Source organism: Peribacillus sp. N1, assembly GCF_054600815.1.
In genome coordinates, this window is record NZ_BAAHZO010000001.1 from 1,362,293 (window position 1) to 1,386,058 (window position 23,766).

22 protein-coding genes are annotated in these 23,766 nt (G+C 36.1%); 9 read left to right on the forward strand and 13 right to left on the reverse strand.

Annotated elements, in window-relative coordinates; all coding sequences use genetic code 11:
- Nucleotides 1–436: 436 nt before the first annotated feature.
- From ACYP5M_RS06530 to ACYP5M_RS06545, 4 genes are all read right to left on the reverse strand, one after another.
- Nucleotides 437–958 (reverse strand): hypothetical protein, encoded by a 522-nt coding sequence (locus ACYP5M_RS06530; RefSeq protein ID WP_434167229.1) that lies wholly within the window; start codon nucleotides 956–958, stop codon nucleotides 437–439.
- A complete protein-coding gene (locus ACYP5M_RS06535; protein WP_434167230.1) occupies nucleotides 951–3,695 on the reverse strand; it encodes a DUF3289 family protein in 2,745 nt (914 codons plus the stop codon). Before ACYP5M_RS06535 ends, ACYP5M_RS06530 begins: the two co-directional genes overlap by 8 nt.
- Before the next feature lie 912 nt (nucleotides 3,696–4,607).
- Nucleotides 4,608–5,270 (reverse strand): hypothetical protein, encoded by a 663-nt coding sequence (locus ACYP5M_RS06540; RefSeq protein WP_434167231.1) that lies wholly within the window; start codon nucleotides 5,268–5,270, stop codon nucleotides 4,608–4,610.
- A gap of 223 nt (nucleotides 5,271–5,493) precedes the next feature.
- A complete protein-coding gene (locus ACYP5M_RS06545; RefSeq protein ID WP_101222270.1) occupies nucleotides 5,494–6,039 on the reverse strand; it encodes a TetR-like C-terminal domain-containing protein in 546 nt (181 codons plus the stop codon).
- Nucleotides 6,040–6,223: 184 nt separating this feature from the next.
- Between ACYP5M_RS06545 and ACYP5M_RS06550 the strand changes: the two genes are divergently transcribed.
- The 3 genes from ACYP5M_RS06550 (at nucleotide 6,224) to ACYP5M_RS06560 (ending at nucleotide 9,255) form a co-directional block, all read left to right on the forward strand.
- The gene (locus ACYP5M_RS06550) at nucleotides 6,224–6,970 is read left to right on the forward strand and encodes an SDR family oxidoreductase (protein WP_459734798.1); all 747 of its coding nucleotides are present in this window, start codon (nucleotides 6,224–6,226) and stop codon (nucleotides 6,968–6,970) included.
- Between the two features lie 262 nt (nucleotides 6,971–7,232).
- Entirely contained in the window at nucleotides 7,233–8,405 is a 1,173-nt protein-coding gene (locus tag ACYP5M_RS06555) for an MFS transporter (RefSeq protein WP_459734799.1), read from the forward strand.
- A gap of 142 nt (nucleotides 8,406–8,547) precedes the next feature.
- Nucleotides 8,548–9,255: an SDR family oxidoreductase gene (locus ACYP5M_RS06560; RefSeq protein ID WP_434167233.1), complete on the forward strand. Its 708-nt coding sequence runs from the start codon at nucleotides 8,548–8,550 to the stop codon at nucleotides 9,253–9,255.
- Nucleotides 9,256–9,394: 139 nt separating this feature from the next.
- Here the strand turns inward: ACYP5M_RS06560 and ACYP5M_RS06565 are convergent, their stop codons facing one another.
- The 5 genes from ACYP5M_RS06565 to ACYP5M_RS06585 form a co-directional block, all read right to left on the reverse strand.
- Complete coding sequence (locus ACYP5M_RS06565; protein ID WP_101222274.1) at nucleotides 9,395–9,622, reverse strand: hypothetical protein; 228 nt, start codon at nucleotides 9,620–9,622, stop codon at nucleotides 9,395–9,397.
- A 935-nt stretch (nucleotides 9,623–10,557) separates the two neighbouring features.
- A complete protein-coding gene (locus tag ACYP5M_RS06570; protein ID WP_434167234.1) occupies nucleotides 10,558–11,502 on the reverse strand; it encodes a sporulation protein in 945 nt (314 codons plus the stop codon).
- A gap of 516 nt (nucleotides 11,503–12,018) precedes the next feature.
- On the reverse strand, nucleotides 12,019–12,447 hold the full coding sequence (locus ACYP5M_RS06575) for a MarR family winged helix-turn-helix transcriptional regulator (RefSeq protein WP_459734800.1): 429 nt from the start codon (nucleotides 12,445–12,447) through the stop codon (nucleotides 12,019–12,021).
- 251 nt (nucleotides 12,448–12,698) lie between these two features.
- Nucleotides 12,699–13,325 (reverse strand): fumarylacetoacetate hydrolase family protein, encoded by a 627-nt coding sequence (locus ACYP5M_RS06580; RefSeq protein ID WP_101222281.1) that lies wholly within the window; start codon nucleotides 13,323–13,325, stop codon nucleotides 12,699–12,701.
- Between the two features lie 533 nt (nucleotides 13,326–13,858).
- Nucleotides 13,859–14,494, reverse strand: a complete 636-nt coding sequence (locus ACYP5M_RS06585) for an FMN-dependent NADH-azoreductase (RefSeq protein WP_434167236.1) — start codon at nucleotides 14,492–14,494, stop codon at nucleotides 13,859–13,861.
- 260 nt (nucleotides 14,495–14,754) lie between these two features.
- Between ACYP5M_RS06585 and ACYP5M_RS06590 the strand changes: the two genes are divergently transcribed.
- Nucleotides 14,755–15,573 carry a histidinol-phosphatase gene (locus ACYP5M_RS06590; RefSeq protein ID WP_459734801.1) on the forward strand — a complete coding sequence of 273 codons (819 nt, stop codon included), beginning with the start codon at nucleotides 14,755–14,757 and terminating at the stop codon, nucleotides 15,571–15,573.
- Nucleotides 15,574–15,939: 366 nt separating this feature from the next.
- Nucleotides 15,940–16,107 carry a hypothetical protein gene (locus ACYP5M_RS06595; RefSeq protein WP_350299224.1) on the forward strand — a complete coding sequence of 56 codons (168 nt, stop codon included), beginning with the start codon at nucleotides 15,940–15,942 and terminating at the stop codon, nucleotides 16,105–16,107.
- A gap of 354 nt (nucleotides 16,108–16,461) precedes the next feature.
- On the opposite strand, the gene ACYP5M_RS06600 is transcribed toward ACYP5M_RS06595, so the two are convergent.
- Nucleotides 16,462–17,445: an MBL fold metallo-hydrolase gene (locus ACYP5M_RS06600; protein ID WP_459734802.1), complete on the reverse strand. Its 984-nt coding sequence runs from the start codon at nucleotides 17,443–17,445 to the stop codon at nucleotides 16,462–16,464.
- A gap of 270 nt (nucleotides 17,446–17,715) precedes the next feature.
- On the opposite strand from ACYP5M_RS06600, the gene ACYP5M_RS06605 reads away from it, so the two are divergent.
- Both ACYP5M_RS06605 and ACYP5M_RS06610 read left to right on the forward strand, forming a co-directional pair.
- Nucleotides 17,716–17,880, forward strand: coding sequence for a hypothetical protein (locus ACYP5M_RS06605; protein ID WP_434167247.1), 165 nt, complete (start codon nucleotides 17,716–17,718; stop codon nucleotides 17,878–17,880).
- 205 nt (nucleotides 17,881–18,085) lie between these two features.
- A complete protein-coding gene (locus ACYP5M_RS06610; protein ID WP_434167248.1) occupies nucleotides 18,086–18,706 on the forward strand; it encodes an NAD(P)-dependent oxidoreductase in 621 nt (206 codons plus the stop codon).
- A gap of 202 nt (nucleotides 18,707–18,908) precedes the next feature.
- Here ACYP5M_RS06610 and ACYP5M_RS06615 read toward each other — a convergent pair whose 3' ends face one another.
- Nucleotides 18,909–19,649, reverse strand: a complete 741-nt coding sequence (locus tag ACYP5M_RS06615; RefSeq protein ID WP_459734904.1) for a VCBS repeat-containing protein — start codon at nucleotides 19,647–19,649, stop codon at nucleotides 18,909–18,911.
- 408 nt (nucleotides 19,650–20,057) lie between these two features.
- On the opposite strand from ACYP5M_RS06615, the gene ACYP5M_RS06620 reads away from it, so the two are divergent.
- Both ACYP5M_RS06620 and ACYP5M_RS06625 read left to right on the forward strand, forming a co-directional pair.
- Nucleotides 20,058–20,648, forward strand: a complete 591-nt coding sequence (locus ACYP5M_RS06620; RefSeq protein ID WP_434167249.1) for a TetR/AcrR family transcriptional regulator — start codon at nucleotides 20,058–20,060, stop codon at nucleotides 20,646–20,648.
- Nucleotides 20,649–20,673: 25 nt separating this feature from the next.
- The gene (locus tag ACYP5M_RS06625) at nucleotides 20,674–21,876 is read left to right on the forward strand and encodes an MFS transporter (protein ID WP_101222287.1); all 1,203 of its coding nucleotides are present in this window, start codon (nucleotides 20,674–20,676) and stop codon (nucleotides 21,874–21,876) included.
- A 162-nt stretch (nucleotides 21,877–22,038) separates the two neighbouring features.
- On the opposite strand, the gene ACYP5M_RS06630 is transcribed toward ACYP5M_RS06625, so the two are convergent.
- Nucleotides 22,039–22,764 (reverse strand): GntR family transcriptional regulator, encoded by a 726-nt coding sequence (locus tag ACYP5M_RS06630; RefSeq protein WP_434167250.1) that lies wholly within the window; start codon nucleotides 22,762–22,764, stop codon nucleotides 22,039–22,041.
- 115 nt (nucleotides 22,765–22,879) lie between these two features.
- Nucleotides 22,880–23,746 carry a MurR/RpiR family transcriptional regulator gene (locus ACYP5M_RS06635; RefSeq protein WP_402937873.1) on the reverse strand — a complete coding sequence of 289 codons (867 nt, stop codon included), beginning with the start codon at nucleotides 23,744–23,746 and terminating at the stop codon, nucleotides 22,880–22,882.
- Nucleotides 23,747–23,766 lie beyond the last annotated feature (20 nt).

Consider the following 23,766-nt stretch of genomic DNA (forward strand, 5'->3'; position numbering starts at 1 on the left):
AATAAAAAAAGCCGTCCTAAAAGACAGCTATTCAAATATATTAGTTTGAAATAGTTGGTACAAGTTTTAAAAATTTACGATAACAGAAGATAGTTAATGTTAATGGTACTAAACTCCATAGATAAAAATATGTTCCATACTGGTTCCATCTTGCGGTTGTTGTAATACCGTCAGCGATTTTTATCCCTAAAAAATTCAACGCCCTAAAAACAACCATCCTACTTTGTTTTTGTTCAAGTTACCCCCTCCTAAAATTGGTTGTAACAAAGAACATTCTACAAATATTGGTAAAGTCCTTGTTGAACTAACCTGCCCCTTTAGTTCCATAAGAAAAAGCTGCCTTAAAGACAGCTCAGATTCTTCAGCTAAAGCCAACCATTAGTTCACTAAGAAAGGTAATTTCCATTTTATCCCTTTACGGGGTATGGATAGAGTATCACTCAACAAGCTGATCCTCAATAAAATGCTCACTATTGATTACCTTTCCTTCCTTATTTTTATCATAAACATTGTATTCTTTTTGTGTTTCAGCATCTGACCAAATTATATATGCAATTAGATCATTCTTATGATGTTCTAGCCGATCTGTATTCATGTAACTTTCATCAAGCTGCCAGTCTCTTGGCAAATCCTCACTTTCCCTATAAAAGGATATATCAAAAATCCTGTTTTTTCCTTCCATTACTTTTATTTCTTCTTCAACTGGATGTTCCTTACTGTATTTTTCAACTATTTCTTTCAATTCTATTAAATCTTTTGGTGGATTTAGAATCATATAATGCTTTTTAACAGTCACCTCTTCTTCATCCTTTTTACCAAAGATCTCTTCTGTATTTTCAATTTCGAAAATCTTTGTTTCCCCACTTGATTCCTCATTCTTTATACATCCAATTAAGTTTAATGGAATTAAGAATATACAAATCATTAAAACTATAATTTTCAAATTAACTTTAATCACTCAATTTCCCCTCAAATGGTACATCCATTTCCATTACAGTAACAAAGGGCTTATATTTGCCATTATATTCATCATAATGCTGTAAGACAAACCAGGAACGGAATCCTGCTAAGTTGACATACTCCTTCTCAACATCTGGCCGATCCAACCCAAAATGATCATATAAACGAACACGCATGACTCCTTTAAAGTGATTATTCTCTACAGAAAAATCTTTTACGGATACCGTATTCCCCCAAGTATCATTTACTGTAATTGTAAGTCCACCTACTCGATCACTCCAGGTGCTAAACGTCGGATAACTAGCATTTCTCTGTATCAAATTATAAAATTCATTTGTATTCTTTGTACTTTTATCCATCTTAAGTGCTGCCAAATTACCTCCATTTTTCTTTAGCTCATCAACTAAGGCATTTTTGACAAATTCAACATAGGCTTTCGTTGTTTCATGCTCACTTGCTTCTTTAGTTAAAGTCTGGTTTTTGTACTCTTTACCAGTTCCCACTTTAAAATGATTAATCATATCTAAAATAACCTCTTCCATATCTCCCATGGAAAACAAGCTTGTTGTCATATCCTCGAACTCATAAAAGAGAATACCTGGGAAATAAGATTCAAGTAATTGGAATCTGAACATCCAGCTAATATCTTTTATTTCATCTTCTGTATAATCATTTGTTTTCATATCATTCGCTATATTTCCATTTTCATCATAGCCTTCTGGTCTATCTGATTGATAAATTTCTGTATCGGTAAAATCAGAGTACAACGGTCTCAAATCCTCATTATCAAACTTTCCATCTCCGTCACTATCTTTTCGGTCAGGGAAACTGGTTGGAAAGAAACCTTCATAATGAATTTTAACTCCAAAAATTTCTACCGTGAATGATTTTAATTGCCCCATTTCTTGCCCATCGGTTAATCCATCTCCGTCACTATCCTTCTTGTTAGGATCTGAGTAAATTATACCGTACGGTGTTTTCATTCCTTCAATTTCATAGCTGTCGTATAAGCCATCCCCGTCCGAATCTGTTTTATCAATTTCTACATCACCTGATATACCATTTTCGTCATCTCTTCCTACATCACCTACTGTCTTCGTTGCAAGATTGTTAAGCAGATCTTTATTTACATCATGCGTCCCTGAGTAGTCTATTTCCCTATTCCATAGCTCCAACCATTTTGCCTTATCAACAACCAGATATTCACCAAAGTGAGTAGTTTCCACACTTATTGTATTTTTACTTGTATCTAACACAGTGTTAATGCTTTCAAACATTTCCTCGTCTTCATTGTACCAAATGATGGCTAGATCATCTTCCAACGTGTCTCCGAGCTTCGCTTCATCATACGTAAACTGAATGCTTGCTTTCTCAAATTCTGATTGCGTATTGATGCTTACAGGAGAACCAATAATACCGTGTAAATTAGTTGTTTTAATATTTATGTTGTTTGTGCTGCTAATTCTAGTCGTTTTATTAATATTATCCTTTGCACTAAACCCAACTTCTACGCTTTTAATTTCTGATTTATCAGGCTGAATCAATGATTTACTAATCGATTGTTTATAGAGTTCTTGTGAATCCTCGCTTCCGTCATTGTCGCCGTCTGCAGCATTCGGATTTGTCTTTAAAACATATTCATCTCCATCACTTAACCCATCGTTATCTGTATCATACTTATTAGGTAATGAATCGAACTGATGTACTTCAAATCCGTCAGTTAAATCATCTTGGTCTGAATCTCCTTTAATCAAATTTGTTTGATTAGCTTGCTCGTCTTTATTAATCAGGCCGTCTTCATCGATATCTTCATCTGCATCACTTATGCCATTACGATCTGAATCATATTTTGTCGGGGAAATAAATGATTTGACCTCATATTCAATATTGTCCTGCAATCCATCACCATCTGTATCCTTTTTAAATGGATTCATTCCCTCTAGGAATTCTATTCCATCTGTTAAAGTATCACCATCCGTTTCAGAGGTAGATTCAAAGAATTCTGTGTTAAATGAATAGCCTGCTTTTTCAAGTCCGAATAACACTTGTTTATATGCATTTTGATAGGATTTTGATGCAGGGACAGCTAGATCTTTTTCTAGAAACTCATTACCTTTTTCAGACATTTTACCAGCGTTATTCAAATGAGCTTTTAGTTTATTTCCTTTGTGATCTGCTTGATCGGAGATATCCTTTAAGATGCCGATAGCATTTTTATTGACAATTTTATCCGATAAATAAAAATTAAAGAGTATATCTGCAAGTAATACTTCAGTTGGTTCATTAAAATCGTTTTTTGTTACATACCCCCATAGACATATGGTTAACTTATGTTTGATTTCCAAGAGCCGATCACTTTTAAGAACCGACTCATGTATATACTCCTCTTGAACAGCTTGTTCATATTGGTTAATCAATTGTTGAAGTACATCAAGTTCATTAAAATCTTTTTGTTTAAAGTCTCCGATTTCATCAAATTCCGCTATCAGTTTAGAATCAAACTTAGCATTAGTTTCTTTTATGACTGTCGCGAAACGCTTTAATTCATTTATTGCAATCTGATCATAGATTTTCGCAATTCTGGTGTCCTCATAGAATTCATATTCACTTAACCATTGTTTTACATTTTGCTCACTAGAGTTATTACCCTTGGCAACCGCCGCTTGCCCAATTCCGCCGAAAATCATTGCAAAGATCAATAAAAAACTCAATATACTTTTTACTTTATTTTTCAACTTGATAATCACCTCTATAAAAATATTAAGTTAACCTATTTACGTATGGTTCCCATCCAAAGAAATATTGTCAAAATCCTTGAGTTAATGTCATTAAATCAACTCCTTTACAATTGTTATTTTCTAATAGCAACTAGTTAGTACCTATCAAAAGCATAAATAGGAATTTACTCCAAACGAAAATAATGCTGAATATTCTGAAATTTAATAAATCAGAAAGACACCTAGTTCATTGTCTTTTTAAATTAACCGAACATAAATAAATCTTTGATCCAATAGATTTTCGGACTGTAAACCAATGAATGAATCCCGTTTAGCTCCTCAACCGTTTATATGAAACGTGTCAGGGGATGATGCTTTTTGTTCCTAAGACTGTGGCGAAAATGCAAAAAGCATTGAAGAGCATAAAATAAACAGTAACAGCTCTTATAGTTCCTTGAGGGATAAATTCATTTTTTCTCCTTTCCTCCCTAAAAATAATTTTTTCAACTAAGTATTAGTTTACAGATTAAAAATATGGAATATAAGGTAAGGATTTCCTATATATTTTTATCAGACTTATGAATTAATGATCTTATTTTAGAGATTGAACCAATATATAGCCAATTTTCTTTTAACCCACCTTTTGATTCATATGTACTTTCCTTTTCCTATAAGAAAACCCCTTTAGATAACCACAAAGGGGCAAAGCATCGTAACTTTTTTGCAAACATCGCGACTTTATTCAAAATATCGCAGGTTTTATAAACAACGTGACTTTATTTTAGATACCACACTCTGTACAATTTTAGGGTTCATTTCTTTAGCCATTGCAGGTTTACTATGTAACCGATGAATGAACAAAAAAGACCTTCAATTGAAGGTCTTTACTCATATGAGGAACAATTTGGATAAAGGCCCCTCCTTAATGTGTCAATAAGACCATTTCTCATCATCTGTAACCCACTGATTTTTCTTTAAATCAAAGGATTCATAATCATCGTGAAGAGAAAAGTAGGCTGGCAATGTTATTGCTTGTCCATCTGCTTTTTTCCAGCAATCTGCGACCCAAGTAGCAAACGCTTGTTTTTCTGCAAGGTTAATTTCTTCTTCATTTTTTTCGTAGAAATCCCAAAAGTCACCTGTTTGATTACCTATAAGGTGGGTGTATCTTACATTTTCAATCATACCCTTACTACCTGCAAAGATAGTAGAATCCTTACCCTCGTTAAAGACTTCATTAGCCTGTCTATCCATTGAGAACATAGTAATGGATAAGTTAAACTCGGAAGGATCATCTACAAATGCTACAAAATCCAATAATTCCACTTTAGAGTAAATGGTGTATTTATGTAGCTCCTTTATATTACTGATAAATGTTTCCGATTTTGCTTCAAGGTTTTCTTCGACTGACTTCATATAGCTGTCTACCGTATAAAGAGATTTGACTTCTTCATCTTCTTTGACTGTTTTTTCTTCATCTTCTTTGACTATTTTATCTTCCGAATTGGCTTTCTTGTTCTCCGTGTTTAATGCTTCACAACCCAATAACCCCAATAATAAAATAGAAAATAAAACAAGTGATGCTTTTTTCAAATATTCTCCTCATCTCTATAACTTTTCCATCATACTTCAACCAATTATACCAAACCTTATACCTAAACGATCTCCGAAGCATACAAAAAAGTACCCGAAAAGGATTCCAAGCAGGTCATCTTTACCAGAGGCGCTAATGCCGTTTCCAATAATCCATAAGAAAAGAGCTGCCTTAAATACAGCTCCGACATTCAGCTAAAGTAGATTTATCATGCGATACAATCTATAAAATCCTCTCTAATAAATCCCCCACTTTTTCTGCCATTTCCTCTGGTGGATAAGGCATGCCATTTTTTAGCCACCATTCCACTACACCTACGTAAGCATTTGCAACAAATTCAACAACTACATCTTCGCTTTGACCAAAATTTTTTCCTTTTGTTATATCGACGTCTTTTTTGAACTCTTCGATATTATGCTGAACAAACCGGCTGCGAAAGTACGGAGCTCCTTCACTCACCAACATCGTCGAAAAAAATAAATAATTACTTTCAAGATATTCCATGCAGTGTACAGTCGATTCAATCCAATCCATTTCAGCTTCCGTCTCACAAAGGTTAACCATGTTATTTATATGTTCTTCTATGATCTTATCCAACAGATCAAATTTATCCAAGTAATGAAGATAAACCGTTGCACGGTTAATATTTGCCCTGTCAGAAATATCCTGAATGGTAATGCTATCGAAATTTTTTTCTGACATCAATTCAAGAAATGCTTTTTTTATTGCATCTTGAGTTCTAACAATTCTTCTATCCACTTTTGCCATGTTATTGACACCATACTTTCACTGAGATAGTCAACAATTTTTATTGATTTGTTGTTTAAACATCAAAACTGATTAAATTAACGATTTATATGCCTTGTTTTGTATATATTTATATTTTAAATTATAGACAGATGTCGAGAAAACATCAATTGTAGTTTTATTTCACGTGAAGGGATGATACGAAATGACAATTGAAAACAAAGTAATTATAATCACTGGGGCCTCATCTGGAATTGGTGAAGCAACTGCAAAATTATTGGCCAGTAAAGGTGCTAAAGTTGTTTTGGGCGCTCGTCGCGAAGACAAATTAAAAGCATTGACTGAGGAAATTCAAAAAGCTGGTGGACAAGCTGCTTATCGCGTCACAGATGTTGTTAATCCAGATGATAGTCATCAGCTTGTTCAACAAGCTAAAGACACTTTTGGTGGTGTCGATGTAATCTTCTTGAACGCTGGAATAATGCCTAATTCACCACTTTCCGAATTAAAAACTGACGAATGGAACAGTATGGTTGACGTTAATATTAAAGGTGTATTGAATGGTATCGCCGCAGTATTGCCAACATTTACATCGCAAAAGTCTGGATATATCATCACTACTTCATCAGTAGCTGGGCTTAAAGCTTACCCAGGCGGTGCGGTTTATGGCGCAACAAAGTGGGCTGTTCGTGATTTAATGGAAGTTTTGCGTATGGAATCTGCCCAAGAAGGTACTAACATCCGCACAGCAACTATTTATCCAGCAGCGATTAACACGGAATTGTTGGATACGATTACTGATAAGAATATTTCAGAAGGTATGACTGCGTTGTACGAACAATATGGTATTGCACCTGATCGAGTTGCCAATATTGTGGCATTCGCTGTTGATCAGCCAAAAGATACGAACATTAATGAGTTTACAATTGGGCCAACAAGTCAACCTTGGTAATAATTACAAGATGAGATAAAACTAGCGCTATTCATTTTCTAAAGCTCAGGCTGTCGAGTAGACCTCGACAGCCTGGCACATTATACTTTGAAATTTATTCAGAGACAGGAACAAAGAGGATTTTAAAAAAACTGATATCGTTTAAAAGGTCTGGATATTAATGGAGAAAACAGCTAAATTGAAAGTTATCTAATACCCTTAAAAATCTCCCCCTTTACGCAATTACAAAATGACACTGTACTGAAAGTAGGAGATCCATTTTATGACTAAACGAAATAACTTGCTGATTTTCATATTGACCATAGGAGTTTTCGGCATCTTAAATACCGAAATGGGGGTTATTGGGTTAATGCCCTCCATTGCTGATCACTTCAATGTCAGCATATCAAAAGCAGGATTGCTTGTGAGTCTTTTTGCTCTTACTATTGCTGTATCTGGACCAACGATGCCGTTATTGTTTTCCGGGATAAATCGTAAGAAGGTCATGTTACTTGTATTAGGAGTTTTCGTTATAGGAAACATTGTATCCATATTTACATCTAATTTTACCATTCTATTAATTGCTCGTATAATTCCAGCCTTCTTCCATCCAATTTATTGTTCTTTGGCATTTACAGTAGCTGCTTCCTCAGTAAGTGAAGAAGAAGCTCCAAAAGCTGTTTCTAAAGTATTTATCGGAGTATCTGCTGGTATGGTAGCCGGCGTACCGATCGCAAATTTTATTGATAGTGCCGTTTCGTATGAAATGGCGATGGCATTCTTTGCTATTGTTAATGCTATTGTATTCATTGCTACATTGATTTTTGTTCCATCTATACCTGTTGAGGAAAGAATTTCTTATGGTACACAACTTTCCGTATTAAAAAAGCCTATTTTATGGCTTTCCATCGTGACTGTCATTTTATTAAACTCAGCTATATTTGGGGTTTATAGTTATTTTGCTGAATATCTGAAAACAGTTACGAATATGCCCCCGAATACCATAAGTTTAACATTATTCGTCTTCGGTGGAGCCAGTATTATCGGAAACATTGTCGCAGGAAATTCACTTACTCATAGTGCCATTAAGTCTGTAGTATCTTTTCCTTTGTTATTGGGTGCTGTTTACATCATTTTATTCTTCACAGGACAATTTACCGTACCTATGGAAATTACAACTTTAATTTGGGGAATATTAGCCGGAGGAATAATGGCAAATATTAATCAATATTTGATTGCGTCTTCAGCTCCCGAAGCGCCTGATTTCGCCAATGGCTTATTTATATCATCCTGTAACGTAGGAACAACAATTGGTGCAGCTGCAGGCGCGTTATTTATATCAGAACTGGGTACACAATACGTCGTATTAGTAGGAATCCTATCATTGATACTAAGTTTGGTTACTATTTTTCTTAGAAACTACATGTTTACTCCTGCACAACAACTATCTAGATAAGGAATAAATTCAACATTCTATAAAAGTTCCCTGTTCATTATTGCTTTATTTTCCCTTCCCTACTTTCTTTTATTGAATTTCTAGGGTGTGGAAAATTCTACTCTGGCCCAAGATTAGTAGCCGAAAAAAAGGAGGATATATTATGTCAAAGGATATAAAAGTTGCACTTGTCACTGGTGGGAATCGAGGAATAGGATATGAGCTGGTCAAACAATTGGCTTTGAATAGTTTTAAGGTCATTTTGGCAAGTCGGGATCCAGAAAAAGGGCATGAAAGTACGCAAAGACTTAAGGATTCAAATCTTGACGTGTCGTTTCTGGTAATGGATGTAAACAATCAAGAAAGCATCCATCAAGCTGCGATTACTGTAAATGATCAATATGGAAGATTGGACGTATTGATTAATAATGCTGGCGTGTATTTGGATGAGAGTGAAAATTTAGTGACTATGGACACTTCCACTCTGGAGAAAACAATGGCAACCAATTTCTTTGGAGTTTACCATGTGATCCGTTCCTTTATTCCCCTCATGGAAAAGCAAGGCTATGGGAGAATCATTAATGTTTCCTCAGAATACGGGGCGATGAGCGAAATGTCATATCCAGGAGTAGGAGCTTATAAAATATCTAAATTTGCCCTTAATGGATTGACACGATTGGTAGCTGCAGAAATCAAAGGTGATATCAAAATAAATGCGGTCGATCCGGGATGGGTAAGTACAGATATGGGTGGATCATCTGCTCCAAGAACACCCAAGCAAGCAGCTGAGTCTATCCTGTGGTTAGCAACTATTGGACCTGAAGGACCTAATGGTGGGTTTTTTAGAGATGGAAAACGAATCAATTGGTAACATTACAGTTTAAACACATTATTCTGTGTTTAAGTGTGGTTCGATACAATAAATACCTTATCTTTTATCATCAATATTAACAAGGCAAAATTTTTCCTCGATTAAGAAAATGACCAAAAAAAGGATCTAGTCCAATTGACTAGATTCTTTTTTTAATTTCTTCCCTTAATGATTCAATGATAGTACTTGATAAATTTGCTGGAAGAGATGAATTACCCTCAAAAACCCAGGTATTAATTACTTCAAGATCTTCTTTTTTAAAAGTAATGCTATAATCTTTATATTTGTGAGTAAAATCAGCTGTAACCGATTCTTCACCATCAAACTCATCATCAATAATCATATTTTTTATTTCATATGGCTTCACGATGTAATCTCCTTTTTATCATTCTTGTATATAGAATTGGCTTTATATGATTGTTTATTCATTTTATTCACGCCAAAAACCGAAGGGCTATTTTCAGGTGATGAAAGCATTAAACCAAACAGCAATCAAAAAGTCGATATCAACATAACTTTGTGGTTATCTCTAAAGGAGTTATGTAGGTATAGTTGGGCTTTCTTATTTTCTTTCCTTCACTTCTACCCAAAAGGTTGTATAACAAAAAAACCTTTAATTTAGGATGAAAAAGGTTACCTACATCAAACTGTAGAACCTCGTACGTCGATTGGAACTCCAGGCACTCGCTTTCCGCGGGCGGTCCGGGAGCCTCCTTTGCGCTTTTGCGCCTGTGGGGTCTTCTCCCCTCGACGAGCTTTTCCCTCAGGAGTCTCGCACCTTCCGTTCCAATCATACATTTGTCTACAAACTCAGTTACCTACATGTTTTTCTTTTCTTGACTCTTATTATCCATATAAAATGATTAGCTTCATGATTGCCTTCACCTAATCCTTTTATCACAATCGTCTAGATATGACTTCGTTTTTACTGAACTGTTCCGAGAAGGCATGAAATGAATGCTAAATTTCGGTGAAGAGTTTGCGCCGCCGTCCAGTTTCTTCAATAAAAAAAGCTCTGTAAAGTTTCCTTTAACAGAGCGTACCAACATATTAAAGTATTTTCACCAAGCCTTTTCTAGTACCCAAGAAAGGCTGAAAGCGACTTTGACTAATGTTTAAGTGTTCAGGTCTTATTACAAGCTTTTTATCTGAATTCTTAACTTGCGAAAACTCTTTTGATAGTTTTCATTATTAAGGATTTCTAATAAATCCACTTCCATAACCATTGGTTTCCCCAATAAAGTCGGCAACAAAAAGAGTCTTTAATTATATTGGTTAACATAGGACTATTTAATGGCTTACTTAGGATTCCCCATCCCCACTATCAAAAAATGAATCAAATCCCCCATCAAGATCTTCTATTGCTTCTTCAAACATATCCCCAACATCAAAACCATCCATCATCTCAGTAAGTAACATCGACCCTAAAACACCTACTGCTAATCCACCAACCATTCCAGGTATAGCGTTTCCTAATTGGGAAGCGCGACCATGATGATGGTTGGTGGAATAAGAGAACGGCTGTGTAAAAGCATAAGGCTGATCAATAGCTTCCGATATATATTTTCCAAGTAGTTTATGAAGATCGGCTTCATGCTCGAGAACATTCTTACTTAAATAAAACTCACGTTTTGCTTCAATTTCCTTGTAGCCGCTTTTACAGTCAACTTCCATCCAGACCCGGATACCTGATTCTTCATTGGCAAACCGCATTTCAACTTCATTTACCTGTCCCATGAATTGTTGAGTGGGAAAAAAAGCAAATTCCTGTCCATATTGGTCGAGTTTACCCGAGTTTGCTGTCTCGCGAAAACCTAATTGAGCCATTGCATTAAAAATGGATGTGATGGATTTTTGGGATTGGATGACCAGCCGGTCTACATCTTTACGATCAACTCCGCCCTCAATATCAAGATGTGTATCCAGATAGTATGAGACAGTTCCCCTTGAAATAGGTATATTCGTAGGTAGGACGTAATGAAACGGAATGACCTTACGTTCTTTGGGGTGAATACAATCTCGATTAACTAATGGTATATGGGCAACTTCCTTAGAAACGCTTCCTTGTTTTAATACCACGTTCATCATCAACCGTACAGTCAATTGATTGATTTTCTGTTCCACTTCACCACCTTGAATGACTACCTCCCCTTGAATGCTATCTCCAGCTTGATAATTACGATTATCATATTGTAAATCTACAGTTGCTGCTCCTTTTCCTAAGCTTGCTAATATTTTCTTGAACATGCTTCCTCTTCCCTTCGTCAACCCTCTATTAGAATTCATATGTAAAATGGGCGTAATAAGATAGGACAAGAAATCTATTTGTAATTCATGAGATTTCTTAATTTATCCCTGATAGTATTACGTCGAAAAATGAAAATAGTTTCAAATAATTTACCGCAGTAGGTGACTTCAGATGAATATGTTTTTTATGATATTGTTGATGGACTATTGGCTTTTATTTTTCATGTAATAGGCGAAAAAACAAATGATGTTCCTTTGACTGAATACAGCAAGTTAGGGTCACCCATTGAAAGACGGATGTATAATCTTCATTACTTTATAGCCATGGCCTTTAATTTATCCTCGGTGGTCAAAAAAACCCTTAAATGCATGCGCTTACATTTAATTCCGCATTATCCCTGCTCTCTTTCTCAACAGATCCGTTCATTATTACCTTACTGGGCTAAAGGGATATTCCTATCCAAGATATATAGAAATAACCGACCTCACTTATCACTTAAAATTACAAGAACCATATTACAATTTCTGGATTAAGGATTGTAATTCATCTTGAAGGTTTCCTTTTGATAGAGCAGAGTGAAGAATTTCATGAACAGTATTTAAGGAAATTTGTAGTTTTTCTTCTCCTAATGTGGTTAAACGTGTATAGATGCCTCTTCGATCATCTTCACATATATGCCTTTGTAATGCTCCGCAGCTTTTTGCTTCTAGCCTGCCCACCAGCCTTGATATAGCACTTTGGCTTAATCCAACCATCTCCTGTAATTGTTGTAGCCTCAATTGTTTATCGCTTGTTTTGGATAAAAAGTAAAGAACGTAAAACTCTTTTAACGACAGGTTATGATTTTTTTGCAAAGAACTTTCAAGTTCATTCGTAATGCTCATTTGAATACTAGTAAGAGAAAGCCAATTATCTAAATACTTCTTTTCTTGGTTGTTCTTCATGCACATTCCACCCTGTTCTATCCTATATAATTAAAATATGGCACTTTAATTGATTTTCATAAGACATATAAATAGTTCTAACATACTCCAAAGCCAGAATTTAATGGTCAAACTTATTTGAAAAAGTGGTGCCATATTGGCCGTTTCCATGTATGTTATATGGTTCTTCTCATTTTAGACGAGTTTCTTCTTTTTGTCTAAGATTGAGTTATTCCATAAAAAAAAACAGTCAAAATGACTGCCTTTATTCATTAACGCATTATAACTGAACAGGATCCTATTTCATTTCCACCCCAGTTAAGTGAAAGCTTGTCTTGATCTGAAAGAGGACCGACGCCACTTGGAGTACCGGTAAAAATTATATCTCCTTTTCCAAGCCCAAAATGCTCTGCTGTAAATTCTATAATGGTTTGCAAATCAAAAAGTAAGTCTTTAATATTTCCGACTTGTACACGCTCTCCATTTTTTAAAAGGGAAAAATCTGATTGTTCACATGCTTCGACACCTGGAAACGGAATAAAATCACTAACAACTGCTGAATTTTTGAATCCTTTAGCCAAAAGCCAAGGATGCTGTTTTTGTTTTAACTGTGATTGAACATCTCTAAGTGTTAAATCCAACCCAATGGCCATGGCATCTACTATTTCATCTACTTTCATTCCTGATTCGTACTGTTTTGCGATATGTATAACAAGTTCAGTTTCAAAATGAACGGAACCCTGATTACTCGGCAACGTGATGGACTGTCCATTAGCTTCCACAAGCGAATGAGTGGGTTTTGAAAATAAAAAAGGGGAAGTTGGGATTTCATTATTCAACTCTTTTGCATGCAAGGCATAGTTTCGACCTACACAATAGATATTTTTAATGTCTTTCATTATTAAACTCACTCTTTTCTTAATAAATTTAATGATTCTAAAAATAGAAGTTTTATTAGTCTCCCAAATTACAATTTGTAAATAAAAAAAACTCTAATTTAAATACATTTTATATTTTTCTGATTTTTTATACAACCGTTATACTTATAATAAAGTATCCCTGCTACGGGAAAATACGTTAAATTTTCACTTGTGGTACTTTTACCAGTTACATATGGCAATATCATTGAGAAAAAATCTTATGTTGATATGCATGAGATTCTCCGGCAATTTGAACGCCTAACTTGATAACTTTAAATTATTTCTAAACTAGTCAATTTAGCTAATCAAGGTACCCTTATGGGCCTTTTTAGCTTCTTCCCTCACTTTCAGCTATTTCTATTACAAGTTCCCCCCTATAACCACTATTAGACTAAATAAAAAAGCATATTCCTTTATTAGAGAAATACGCATGATTGGTGTATTGAGGGTAAATCCATATATCACCATTTCATTATGAAAAAAAGAGCCAACAAGTTGTTGACTCTTTTTTTTTAAAAAGTAGAAGCTAAATCTTTTGATCGTGCTATTGCATTTTCTTTTATTTCTTGTGCTTTATCTGGCATTGCTGCATGTCCTTCAACGAATAAACCTTCAAAAGAAGGCACTCCGAAGAATTGCATAATGATATTTAGATATCGGTGACCCATTTCCATTTCAGCTGCTGGTCCTTCTGAATAAATTCCACCACGAGCTTGAATATGCAAGGCTTTCTTATCAGTTAAAAGACCAACAGGGCCTTGTTCGGTGTATTTAAATGATTTACCTGCAACTGCAACGGAATCAATATATGCCTTCATTACTGGCGGAAACGAGAAATTCCATAAAGGCGTTACAAATATATATTTATCCGCCGCTATAAATTGCTCACATAACTCTGAAAGTCGACTAACTTTTGCTTTCTCTTCCGACGAGAGTTCTTCAAAACCCTTTCCAGATTGAAGTTTCCCCCAACCACTGAAAACATCCACATCAATTTCAGGAATATTTTCTTTATAAAGGTCAATATTCACAATTTCATGGCTAGGATTTACTTCTTTATAAGTGTCAAGAAATGCTTTTCCAACGGCCATACTGTAAGATTGCTTGTCATCATGAGGATGAGCCGTGATGTACAATACCTTTGTCATTGTATATATCCTTCCTTTCCTTTTACATATTTGAACATTTTATTTTGCCTAGGGAATTCAACACTTATACAATTACTCGAACTAAAATATCTTTAATTAATAGGTATAAGATTAAATTGTTAAAAAGAAATTTTTTTGAAGGGGTATTACCAAACTTTTTTCATATTTCCTAGGCAATTGAAATTCAATTCGTGGGAAAGAGTGTGATTTTTGGATATGATAAAACAAAACAACCTGGTTCATTTTAGGAGGCCTAAGGAATGACGAATTCAATAAAATTTGATCTGCACACTCACCATCAACGCTGTGGACATGCTATCGGTACAATTGAGGATTATGTAAAGCAAGCCATTGAATATGGTTTGCATTATATTGGGATTTCTGATCATTCTCCATATTTTTATAGTGAGGAAGACCATCTCTACCCAACTATTGCAATGGCAAAAAGTGAACTTGTTCCTTATATTGAAGAAGTACTTCGCTTAAAAGAGAAATATGCAGGCAAAATTCACTTGTTATTAGGAATGGAAAGTGATTTCTTCCCTGATCACATTGAAGTCTACCGTGATCAATATCTTTTACACCCTTTTGACTACATTATTGGATCTGTTCATTATGTTCAAGATATTAGCATTTTTAAAAGAGGGCGTTGGAATGGTTTGACCTCTAAAGAACAGTCAAGAATAAAGGATGAATACTATGAATTAATACAGAAATCTGCAAAAAGCGGAGTGTTTCAAACCTTAGGCCATATTGATGCAATGAAAGGGTTTTACCCATCCTTTTCTTCCATTGAGACAGACAGTATTGAAAGAACGTTAAAAATCATTAGTCAAGAAGATATCGCCATTGAGATCAATACCTCTGGTAAAACAAAAGATTGTGGTGGATGGTATCCAGCAGATGACATTTTAGAACGAGCTCTTTTCTATAATGTGAAGGTAACATTTGGATCAGATTCGCATACACCTGAACGTATTTGTGATGAATTTGAACTAGTAAAAAAAAGACTAAAGGAAATCGGCTTTTCTGAGTGGGCTTACTTTGTTAACAAGCAAAGGATTCTCACTCCAATTTGATCTTCTTTGTCAAAAGGAATGAACTTGTCCAATCGCTTGAGAGTCCTGTAACAATGTGTATCGGAGGGAAGGAATGATGTTTTTCAACCCTTTTGCTACTAAGAAGGGCGATGCATAAAAAAATAATGTACAGATTTCGATAATGATCATGCTTGGAATTTCATTACACTTAAAGAATCGGTACCAATCTTTTTTTTGAACATAAAATAATCATTATGCATCCTGTAATAAACGATTGGTTACAAGTTTTACCCGTTCATTTCAACGAATCCCAGTCATCGCAATATTTTTTAGCATAAAATCAATATCTTTAGGGAATTAATAACTTACCATTCGTTAATCTTATTAAAAGGAGTTGATTTGGGTATGATCGATAATCCATTGTATAAAAAGAATGACGAAAACTCTGTAGAGTCAGATGAAGGTAAGCCTGTTTTCAACTCTTCAATAGGGCGATCCGAAGCCCCTCCAATAACTCCGTCAAAAGATCCTGAATTCGATCTTTTTGGCACAGTATTAAATGGGTATCTTTAATTTATACTTCCTTATTCAATATACCTTCAGAACATGGTTTAAAGCATTAGATTTCAAGACCTAAAACATTATAAATTCCTAAAAAGAAGAGCACATATTAGTCACGTCTAATATGTGCTTTCCTTTTATTAAATTCAAGCGCCCTTTTCGTTAATGATATTCCTTTGGCTCTTCAGGTTAGTCTATCTCACCAGGTTCTTCTGGAATTAACACTTCTCCAATTTATTAATTGATTCAACTATCGGCACTTTTTAAACTGTCTGCCCCTTTAGGAACATAAGAAAAAAGGTTGCATCAGCAACCTCCCTTTGAAGTAAGCGCTCTTTTTCATGAAATAGCTGCAGCCCTGTCTGTTTAGTTCCCCGAGTTCGCCTCATTGCTCCGCTGCTGTACTTGTACCTTGTCCCCTATTTCAATGGACAACAAATCCTCACCTACTAAAACAGTTCCTCCATATGTTTTTTTAGTTCTTTCGAGCAAATTAGCTTTTTCTTCTGTTAATCCACCCAATAATACTATATGTGAGTACACAGCAAGTTTTGGTTGTAGTTGTCTAAAGACTTTACCTGCTTCCTCCGGTGTAGTGTGAAGATTAAGTATATTGGCGATTGATTCTGATTCATTATCAGGTTTTGCCGCTGCAACCTCATGAATAACTACGTCAGCACCTTTAGCAAATGTAATTAGATTTTCATTATAGCGGGTGTCACCTGAGATAACTACTGAATGTCCTTTGTAATTAACCCGATAACCGAAAGCAGGCTCAATTGATTTATGGTCTACCTTGAAGGCTATTACTTCAATCCCCTTTTTGTTATAGACAACGCCCTCCTTGATATCATTTGCCATAATACTTGCTCCTTCAATGTTTCCATTTCCAGAGTCATCCCTTGCATCCAAATCGGCTTTAAATGCTTTATGCATATGTAACATCATTTTCTCGGTTCCCTTAGGTCCCCAAATGTTAAATGCTTGCTCCCTTTTCCCTCCTGTTGGTAAAGAACCTGTAAGCCATACGTCCGGTATGCCGATAGTATGATCCGAATGCAAATGAGTTAGAAATAACTTATCTACACTGCCTGGTAACATATTCGCTTTATATAATTGTAAAGCAGTTCCACGTCCAGCATCAAAGAGGAGTTTTTCATTACCAACTTCAACAAGAGTAGCTGGACCGGAGCGGGATGTACTTAAAAGTGGAGAACCTGTTCCTAATAGGGTTACTTTAAAGTCGGTTTGCTTTACAGCAGTTTGGCCAAAAGAAGGAAGTAATAATGATAGAATTATTGAAACCACCAACCAAAAACCAAAAGAAGTATACCTTATTCTTTTCTTCATAACAAAAACCTCCTGTCAGATTATTTGACTTTACACAAGGAAAAACCACTTGTTTCGAATATAAAACTACGTTTCAAAAAAAACATTAACGCAAGCTAAATATTACAATATTTTTAATATTCAGTCAATAATGCCCAAAATAAAATCATGTACATTGTTTTAACCTTCCGTCAAGATTACTGGACTCTGAAATAATCTTACACAAATCGGATTTCATATTGGATCATTGTTCATACTAAATAAAAAATAACTGTTCAAGAAGGAGTTTATATGCCGAACGGAAAAAATAATCCAGCTCAACAAAAAAATCAGGTTAGTCGATTAAACGAAGTGATGGAAGTGGATACAGATGTCAATGAAGATCCTAATCGGGAGAAATTATTAGATGACTCAGTTGATTCTTTTCTAAAATCGAAAAAAGAACAGGATTATTAGAGGAGAAATTCCGGTCGCTATTGTCTTGTTTAAGAAATGTTGTTATTTTAATTCAAATGGGCCCCTCATATTGAGGGGCCCATTTTTTATTTCATCAACGTACAGTTTCCTTAACAGCAAGACTCTGAATTATGATGTCATTAGTTGAAAATGACGATATAATGTTAGTCGAATGATTGTATTCGCAAAAAGGAGGTTCGTTTCTATGAATATTTTAATTTTGGGTGCAACTGGACGAGTTGGGGGTCAATTAGTTACTTACGGTCTGCATGATAAGCATCATGTTACAGTTTTAGTACGCAATCCAGAGAAGATTGGAATAAGCAATGCCAATTTAACCATTATTCAAGGTAATGTATTAAATAAAACTGATATCGTTCGTGCCATGCATGGGATTGATGTTGTTATTAGTGCGCTTAATACTGATGGGACAACCACTTTATCAGCAAGTATGCCCCTGATTATCGAAGCAATGGAAAACGAAGGAATACAACGAATTATAACCATTGGAACAGCAGGAATCCTGCAAAGCAGAACAACCCCCAATTCTCTGCGTTATCAGTCTAGTGAATCGAAGCGAAGGTCTACCCGCGCAGCGAAAGAGCATCATAAAGTTTACGATATACTTAAACAATCAACACTTCAATGGACGATTGTCTGTCCTACTTATCTGCCCGATGGAGAAAGTGTTGGTACGTATCGTGTAGAAGGTGACTTTTTGCCGGAGGATGGGGTTGAAATATCGGTCCCGGATACAGCAGACTTTGCATTCAGCCAAATAAAAAGTAGCGATTATTTAAAATCACGTGTAGGCATTGCCTACTAATAATTCCAATTAGCGATACTCCCCTTTGAAAAAAATTTGTTTAATCTTAGATGAAGTAAAGAAACCATCACGTCCTCTTAGAAAGCCGGTACAATTTTCGTAAATGCACACAATCAGCTGAACCATTGCCAAGAATATTTTCCGGTTTCATTAGGGCGAAGATTTCGCCTGTACCTTGTTCATGAACTTCTATTCCATTGTGCTATATTTCCCCTCCAAAAATAGCCACATTCTGCCGGTCAGGAGCAAAAGCAAGCCCGCTCCATTTCAATACGGTCTGTACAAATCCTAGTGAGTCGGCATTGTATCTCCCTGCGATCCTCTGATACGCTTCGAGCTCATATATGCCATCCCTATTGTAATCAACCGGATATAAACCAGATAAAGGATTGACCCACCCTTCTATTGGCGCCTTCAGTACACCATCCTTGTTATATATTTCAGCTAAATAGTCCTTATCCTTATAAGTAAGGTCAAGAATGTACCTTTCTTTTAGGTAAGTACTATTCACCATTGCCTTGTAATGGTTTTCATAATTCACATCGTATTTATAGGTTTCATTGAAAGTATCTGAATTAAAAATGCTCATGAGTTGACCGTTAAGATATGCAAAAACATATGCATAAATGGAGCCACCGCTTCCTCCTGTATCAATGACCACTAAAATGTCATCCCCCTTATTACCTGTAAAATCACCAAGAAAAATGGTCGGATTATATCCTGCGTTATTTTTCATGGGAACTTGTTGATATTGATGAGTCCTCCCATTTTGGATAACCAAAGTTATATCCCTCCAAAAGGGGCTATCAGGGGTTTTGTTTGCAGTTAGAAAAACATTGTCCTTTATCCCGTCCCCATCAATATCGCCTTGCTTTGATGTCACTATGACTGTTCTGTTGGAGTTCATTTCCCTTGTAAGAACAGTTTGGAGGTTCAGTTGCATGTCTTGCAGTTCCTGCCTTGAAGGATAAGGGTTTGGAAACGACAAGGCGTTATCTATCGTTTGTAGTGCTTCATTTGTTAGTCCGGCCCTACTTTGGGTCTCAGCCAAACAGTACCAATAATAAGGATGATTCGTTTCTTGTATTTTTGTGTAATAGTATTGAATCACCTTTCTAATGTCATACGTATCCACCTTCATCCCACCTGTCTCTTTATTATCCATATAGAATTATATGCGGGAATTTAGTGAATAGCCTTGAGTGCATATCTATTGCTGGAAACAACAATATTGTCCTTCTCAAATATATCGCCTAATTATGATTTCTGGGCATAATACAATAAACAAATTCGCTTGCATAAATTTATTTAATTTGCTATTATAACTGACGAACGTTCGTTAAATTATGGGGTGATATTATTGAAAAGTAATGAAATTAAGGACGCCGCTCTAAAATATTTTACGATTCATGGTTATGAAGGAGCGTCGCTTTCTCAAATAGCTGAAGAAGTCGGCATGAAAAAGCAATCCATTTACGCTCATTTTAAAGGCAAGGATGATCTTTTTCTGCAAGTTTTACGTGATGCGAAAGAGACGGAGCTATCTTCGAAACTCCAATATTTCAGTAAAGTTGATTCAAAAAATCCTGAAAAAGATTTATTTGGATTCCTACAATTGGTCATCGATCTTTTCCAAGAAAATGAGCATATAAAGTTTTGGCTGCGTATGTCCTTTTTTCCGCCAGCACATCTTGAAAAAGAAATCGGGCAGGAAGTGATGGATATCGAGGAAAAAGTGCAGGAGATCCTTGAATGCAAATTCCATGATTGGATCAATGCCAAATTAATCGTCGATGAAGAAGCCATAACACCGACCTATGCTTTTCTGGGAGTTGTGGATTCCATTTTGCTTGAGCTTGTATACGGCAATGATGAGAAACGGCTGAAGGATAAATTAGCAGCCTCTTGGAAAGTTTTTTGGAGAGGTATTTCACAAGAATGATTCACAAAGAAAGTGGTGTTAAAACATGAATAAACCAATTAAAGAACAAAAGGCGGTATTAATCATTCTTCTAAGCAATATATTCATTGCTTTTCTGGGAATTGGACTCATCATCCCCGTTATGCCGTCATTTATGAATATCATGCATTTATCAGGAAGTACGATGGGCTATCTTGTTGCCGTATTTGCTGTTTCACAGCTTATTATGTCACCTTTCGCAGGTCGTTGGGTTGACCGTTACGGCAGAAAGAAAATCATCATCATCGGCTTATTCCTTTTTGGTGTTTCAGAACTTATCTTCGGTGTAGGGACAAACGTATCCGTGTTCTATTTATCAAGGATCCTTGGGGGTATCAGTGCTGCCTTCATCATGCCAGGTGTTACGGCATATGTTGCAGATATTACATCCGTTCAGGAAAGGCCAAAAGCAATGGGCTATATTTCAGCCGCAATTAGCTTGGGCTTTATAATAGGACCCGGGATCGGTGGCTTTGTTGCAGAATATGGTATACGCTTGCCCTTCTTCCTTGCGGCGGCCATTGCTTTTTTAGCATGCCTTTCATCGATATTCATTTTAAAAGAGCCGATGACAAAGGAACAGCTTGCAAAAGTTTCCGCTAATACAAAGCAAACAAACTTTATGGGCGATTTAAAAAAATCACTAAATCCGCTTTACTTTATTGCGTTCATCATTGTATTTGTACTCGCTTTTGGTTTATCAGCCTATGAAACGGTTTTTAGCCTATTTTCTGATCATAAATTCGGCTTCACGCCGAAGGATATTGCCATTATCATTACAATAAGCTCTATTTTCGGAGTTGTTGTGCAAGTCTTTATGTTTGGAAAGCTGGTAGATATTCTCGGCGAAAAGAAGCTTATTCAATTATGTTTAATCGTCGGTGCAATTTTTGCGGTAGCATCCACTATGATTTCCAGTTTTTCGGCAGTACTAGTGGTAACTTGCTTCATATTCCTTGCATTTGACCTTCTTCGTCCGGCTTTGACGACATTTTTATCAAAAGCTGCCGGGAAAGAACAAGGATTCGTTGCTGGAATGAACTCCACCTATACGAGCTTAGGGAATATCGCCGGGCCATCCATGGGAGGATTGCTTTTTGACGTAAACATCCACTACCCTTACCTTTTCGCTGCTGTCATTATCGTCATTGGCCTTGGCATTACAGTCATTTGGAAAGAAAACCGATTGACAGAAAGCTTAGCGAAATAATGAAAGTCCCGGATGGTTATTCGTACCTTTCCTTTTCGAGCTGGAAAACTCCCAAACTTGAAAGATGATATTCTACTAAAAACCCCCCCTTGCCCATATTTGGGCAAGGGGGGTTTTTAGTAATCTTTTTGAGAACGGGATTCTTACTACTACTTTTTTTGCTCATGATAACCGCTCCAAATCGATTTCGAATTTATATCGATCTGCCCGGTAGACAGATCTGACAAGCCCAAGTGGTTGATTGGTATCCAGGGTACTTCTTCGTTCAATCAGCAATACAGGGGCACCTTCGACTACCTCGAGCATTTCCGCCTCTTTTTTTTGAGCAATCGCGGCTTCAATTACCTGGTCATGCTGAATTTTTAAACCAAACGTTTTTTCTACATAGTCATGCATGGAAGTTATGGCTATTTCTTCCGTTAGATCCAGGGCAAGATTTTTAGAGATAAATAGCCTTTCATATGCCATCGGCAACCGATCAGCAAGCCTAACACGTTCCAGCTCGAAAATAGGAGCTTCTGCTTCAACATCAAGCTTTGCAGCAAGATCATGATCAGCATTGATCTCCGTAAAACTGATAAATCGTGTACTGGGTTCAAGTCCTCTTGAAATCATATCCTTCGAAAAGCTTGTTAATCCTTGCAAGGGCCGCTCCAATTTTTGTTGGGCAACGAATGTTCCTTTTCCGCGCTGCCTATATAAATAACCGCCATTCACTAGGTTAGAAATGGCCTGTCTCACAGTCATCCTGCTTATTCCATATTTTTCAGTGTATTCTTTTTCTGAAGGAATCATCTCTCCTGGCACCAATTCAAGATTTTGAATCGCTCCTTTAATCTCCTCTTCAAGTTGATGATAAATGGGACTGGGAGAATTCTTTTGGATCATTCAGCGTACATCTTCCTTTCATCGTTATGAAATTTCACAAGGCATCCTGATTGGAAACATACAGTTCATCAATCTTATCCATGCATATGAACACGATAAGTTATGACTCGCCTTTCTAAGTATCCAAATTCCTTTTTGTGAATTTCAATACCGATTCCCTTGAACGTTCAATTTCGTTTTTATTTTCATTATAGTATTTAGAAACATACGCATAGAAAATGATGCTGACCGTTAGAAATTGTGCAAAAAGCGAACTTGTTGCAGCACTTCGGAATTTAGCCTCCGGGGCACGTACATGATTTAGGGACATATCAACTTTTTTAGTTAAGCCATTGTTCCCCAGTCGCGATAAACCAATTGTCTTTATGCCATATGCTTTAGCAATATCAACGAGTTCAAGGACTTCTTCAGTTTCGCCACTATTGGAAATACAGAAAAAAACGGTATTCTTTGATGATGCAGCCAGTGCAGTTGCCGTAATATGCGGGTCTTGATTGGCACTTACAATCTTTCCTAACCGTAACCATTTTTGTGTAATATCTTCAGCAACGAGCCATGATGCACCTAAACCATAGACATAAATTACATCTGCACTCCTCATGGTTTCAATGATATTGTCAAGAACGGACTCATCCAAATAATGCGCAGTTTCTTGTATAGCTTGGACAGAGTTGGAAACTATTTTATTTTTAATGGACGCAATTGTTTCGTTAGGCTCAATGTCATGGAAACCTTTTTTCTCAGGTTGGGAAATCAGGGATGATAGGGATACCTTCAGTTCTGAAAAGCTGTTAACTTTTATAGAATGACAGAACCTCGTTACGGCCGAACTGCTGGCATTGGCATGATCAGCCAATTCATGTATCGTCATTCTTATAATGTCGTTTGGATTTTCTAAAATATATTGTGCAATTTTCCGTTCTGATTTAGGCAACTGGTTCAATAAGCTTTCAATTCTCAATATAATATTTTCGACGTGCATATGATTTACTCTCCTTGATC

Bases quoted from the DNA above. Each gene is read 5' to 3' on its own strand.
- ACYP5M_RS06545 (WP_101222270.1), bottom strand. From the start codon at position 6,039: ATGGCAAAAGTGGATAGAAGAATTGTTAGAACTCAAGATGCAATAAAA.
- ACYP5M_RS06550 (WP_459734798.1), top strand. From the start codon at position 6,224: ATGACAATTGAAAACAAAGTAATTATAATCACTGGGGCCTCATCTGGA.
- ACYP5M_RS06555 (WP_459734799.1), top strand. From the start codon at position 7,233: ATGACTAAACGAAATAACTTGCTGATTTTCATATTGACCATAGGAGTT.
- ACYP5M_RS06560 (WP_434167233.1), top strand. From the start codon at position 8,548: ATGTCAAAGGATATAAAAGTTGCACTTGTCACTGGTGGGAATCGAGGA.
- ACYP5M_RS06570 (WP_434167234.1), bottom strand. From the start codon at position 11,502: ATGTTCAAGAAAATATTAGCAAGCTTAGGAAAAGGAGCAGCAACTGTA.
- ACYP5M_RS06575 (WP_459734800.1), bottom strand. From the start codon at position 12,447: ATGAAGAACAACCAAGAAAAGAAGTATTTAGATAATTGGCTTTCTCTT.
- ACYP5M_RS06580 (WP_101222281.1), bottom strand. From the start codon at position 13,325: ATGAAAGACATTAAAAATATCTATTGTGTAGGTCGAAACTATGCCTTG.
- ACYP5M_RS06585 (WP_434167236.1), bottom strand. From the start codon at position 14,494: ATGACAAAGGTATTGTACATCACGGCTCATCCTCATGATGACAAGCAA.
- ACYP5M_RS06590 (WP_459734801.1), top strand. From the start codon at position 14,755: ATGACGAATTCAATAAAATTTGATCTGCACACTCACCATCAACGCTGT.
- ACYP5M_RS06595 (WP_350299224.1), top strand. From the start codon at position 15,940: ATGATCGATAATCCATTGTATAAAAAGAATGACGAAAACTCTGTAGAG.
- ACYP5M_RS06600 (WP_459734802.1), bottom strand. From the start codon at position 17,445: ATGAAGAAAAGAATAAGGTATACTTCTTTTGGTTTTTGGTTGGTGGTT.
- ACYP5M_RS06605 (WP_434167247.1), top strand. From the start codon at position 17,716: ATGCCGAACGGAAAAAATAATCCAGCTCAACAAAAAAATCAGGTTAGT.
- ACYP5M_RS06610 (WP_434167248.1), top strand. From the start codon at position 18,086: ATGAATATTTTAATTTTGGGTGCAACTGGACGAGTTGGGGGTCAATTA.
- ACYP5M_RS06615 (WP_459734904.1), bottom strand. From the start codon at position 19,649: ATGCAACTGAACCTCCAAACTGTTCTTACAAGGGAAATGAACTCCAAC.
- ACYP5M_RS06625 (WP_101222287.1), top strand. From the start codon at position 20,674: ATGAATAAACCAATTAAAGAACAAAAGGCGGTATTAATCATTCTTCTA.
- ACYP5M_RS06630 (WP_434167250.1), bottom strand. From the start codon at position 22,764: ATGATCCAAAAGAATTCTCCCAGTCCCATTTATCATCAACTTGAAGAG.
- ACYP5M_RS06635 (WP_402937873.1), bottom strand. From the start codon at position 23,746: ATGCACGTCGAAAATATTATATTGAGAATTGAAAGCTTATTGAACCAG.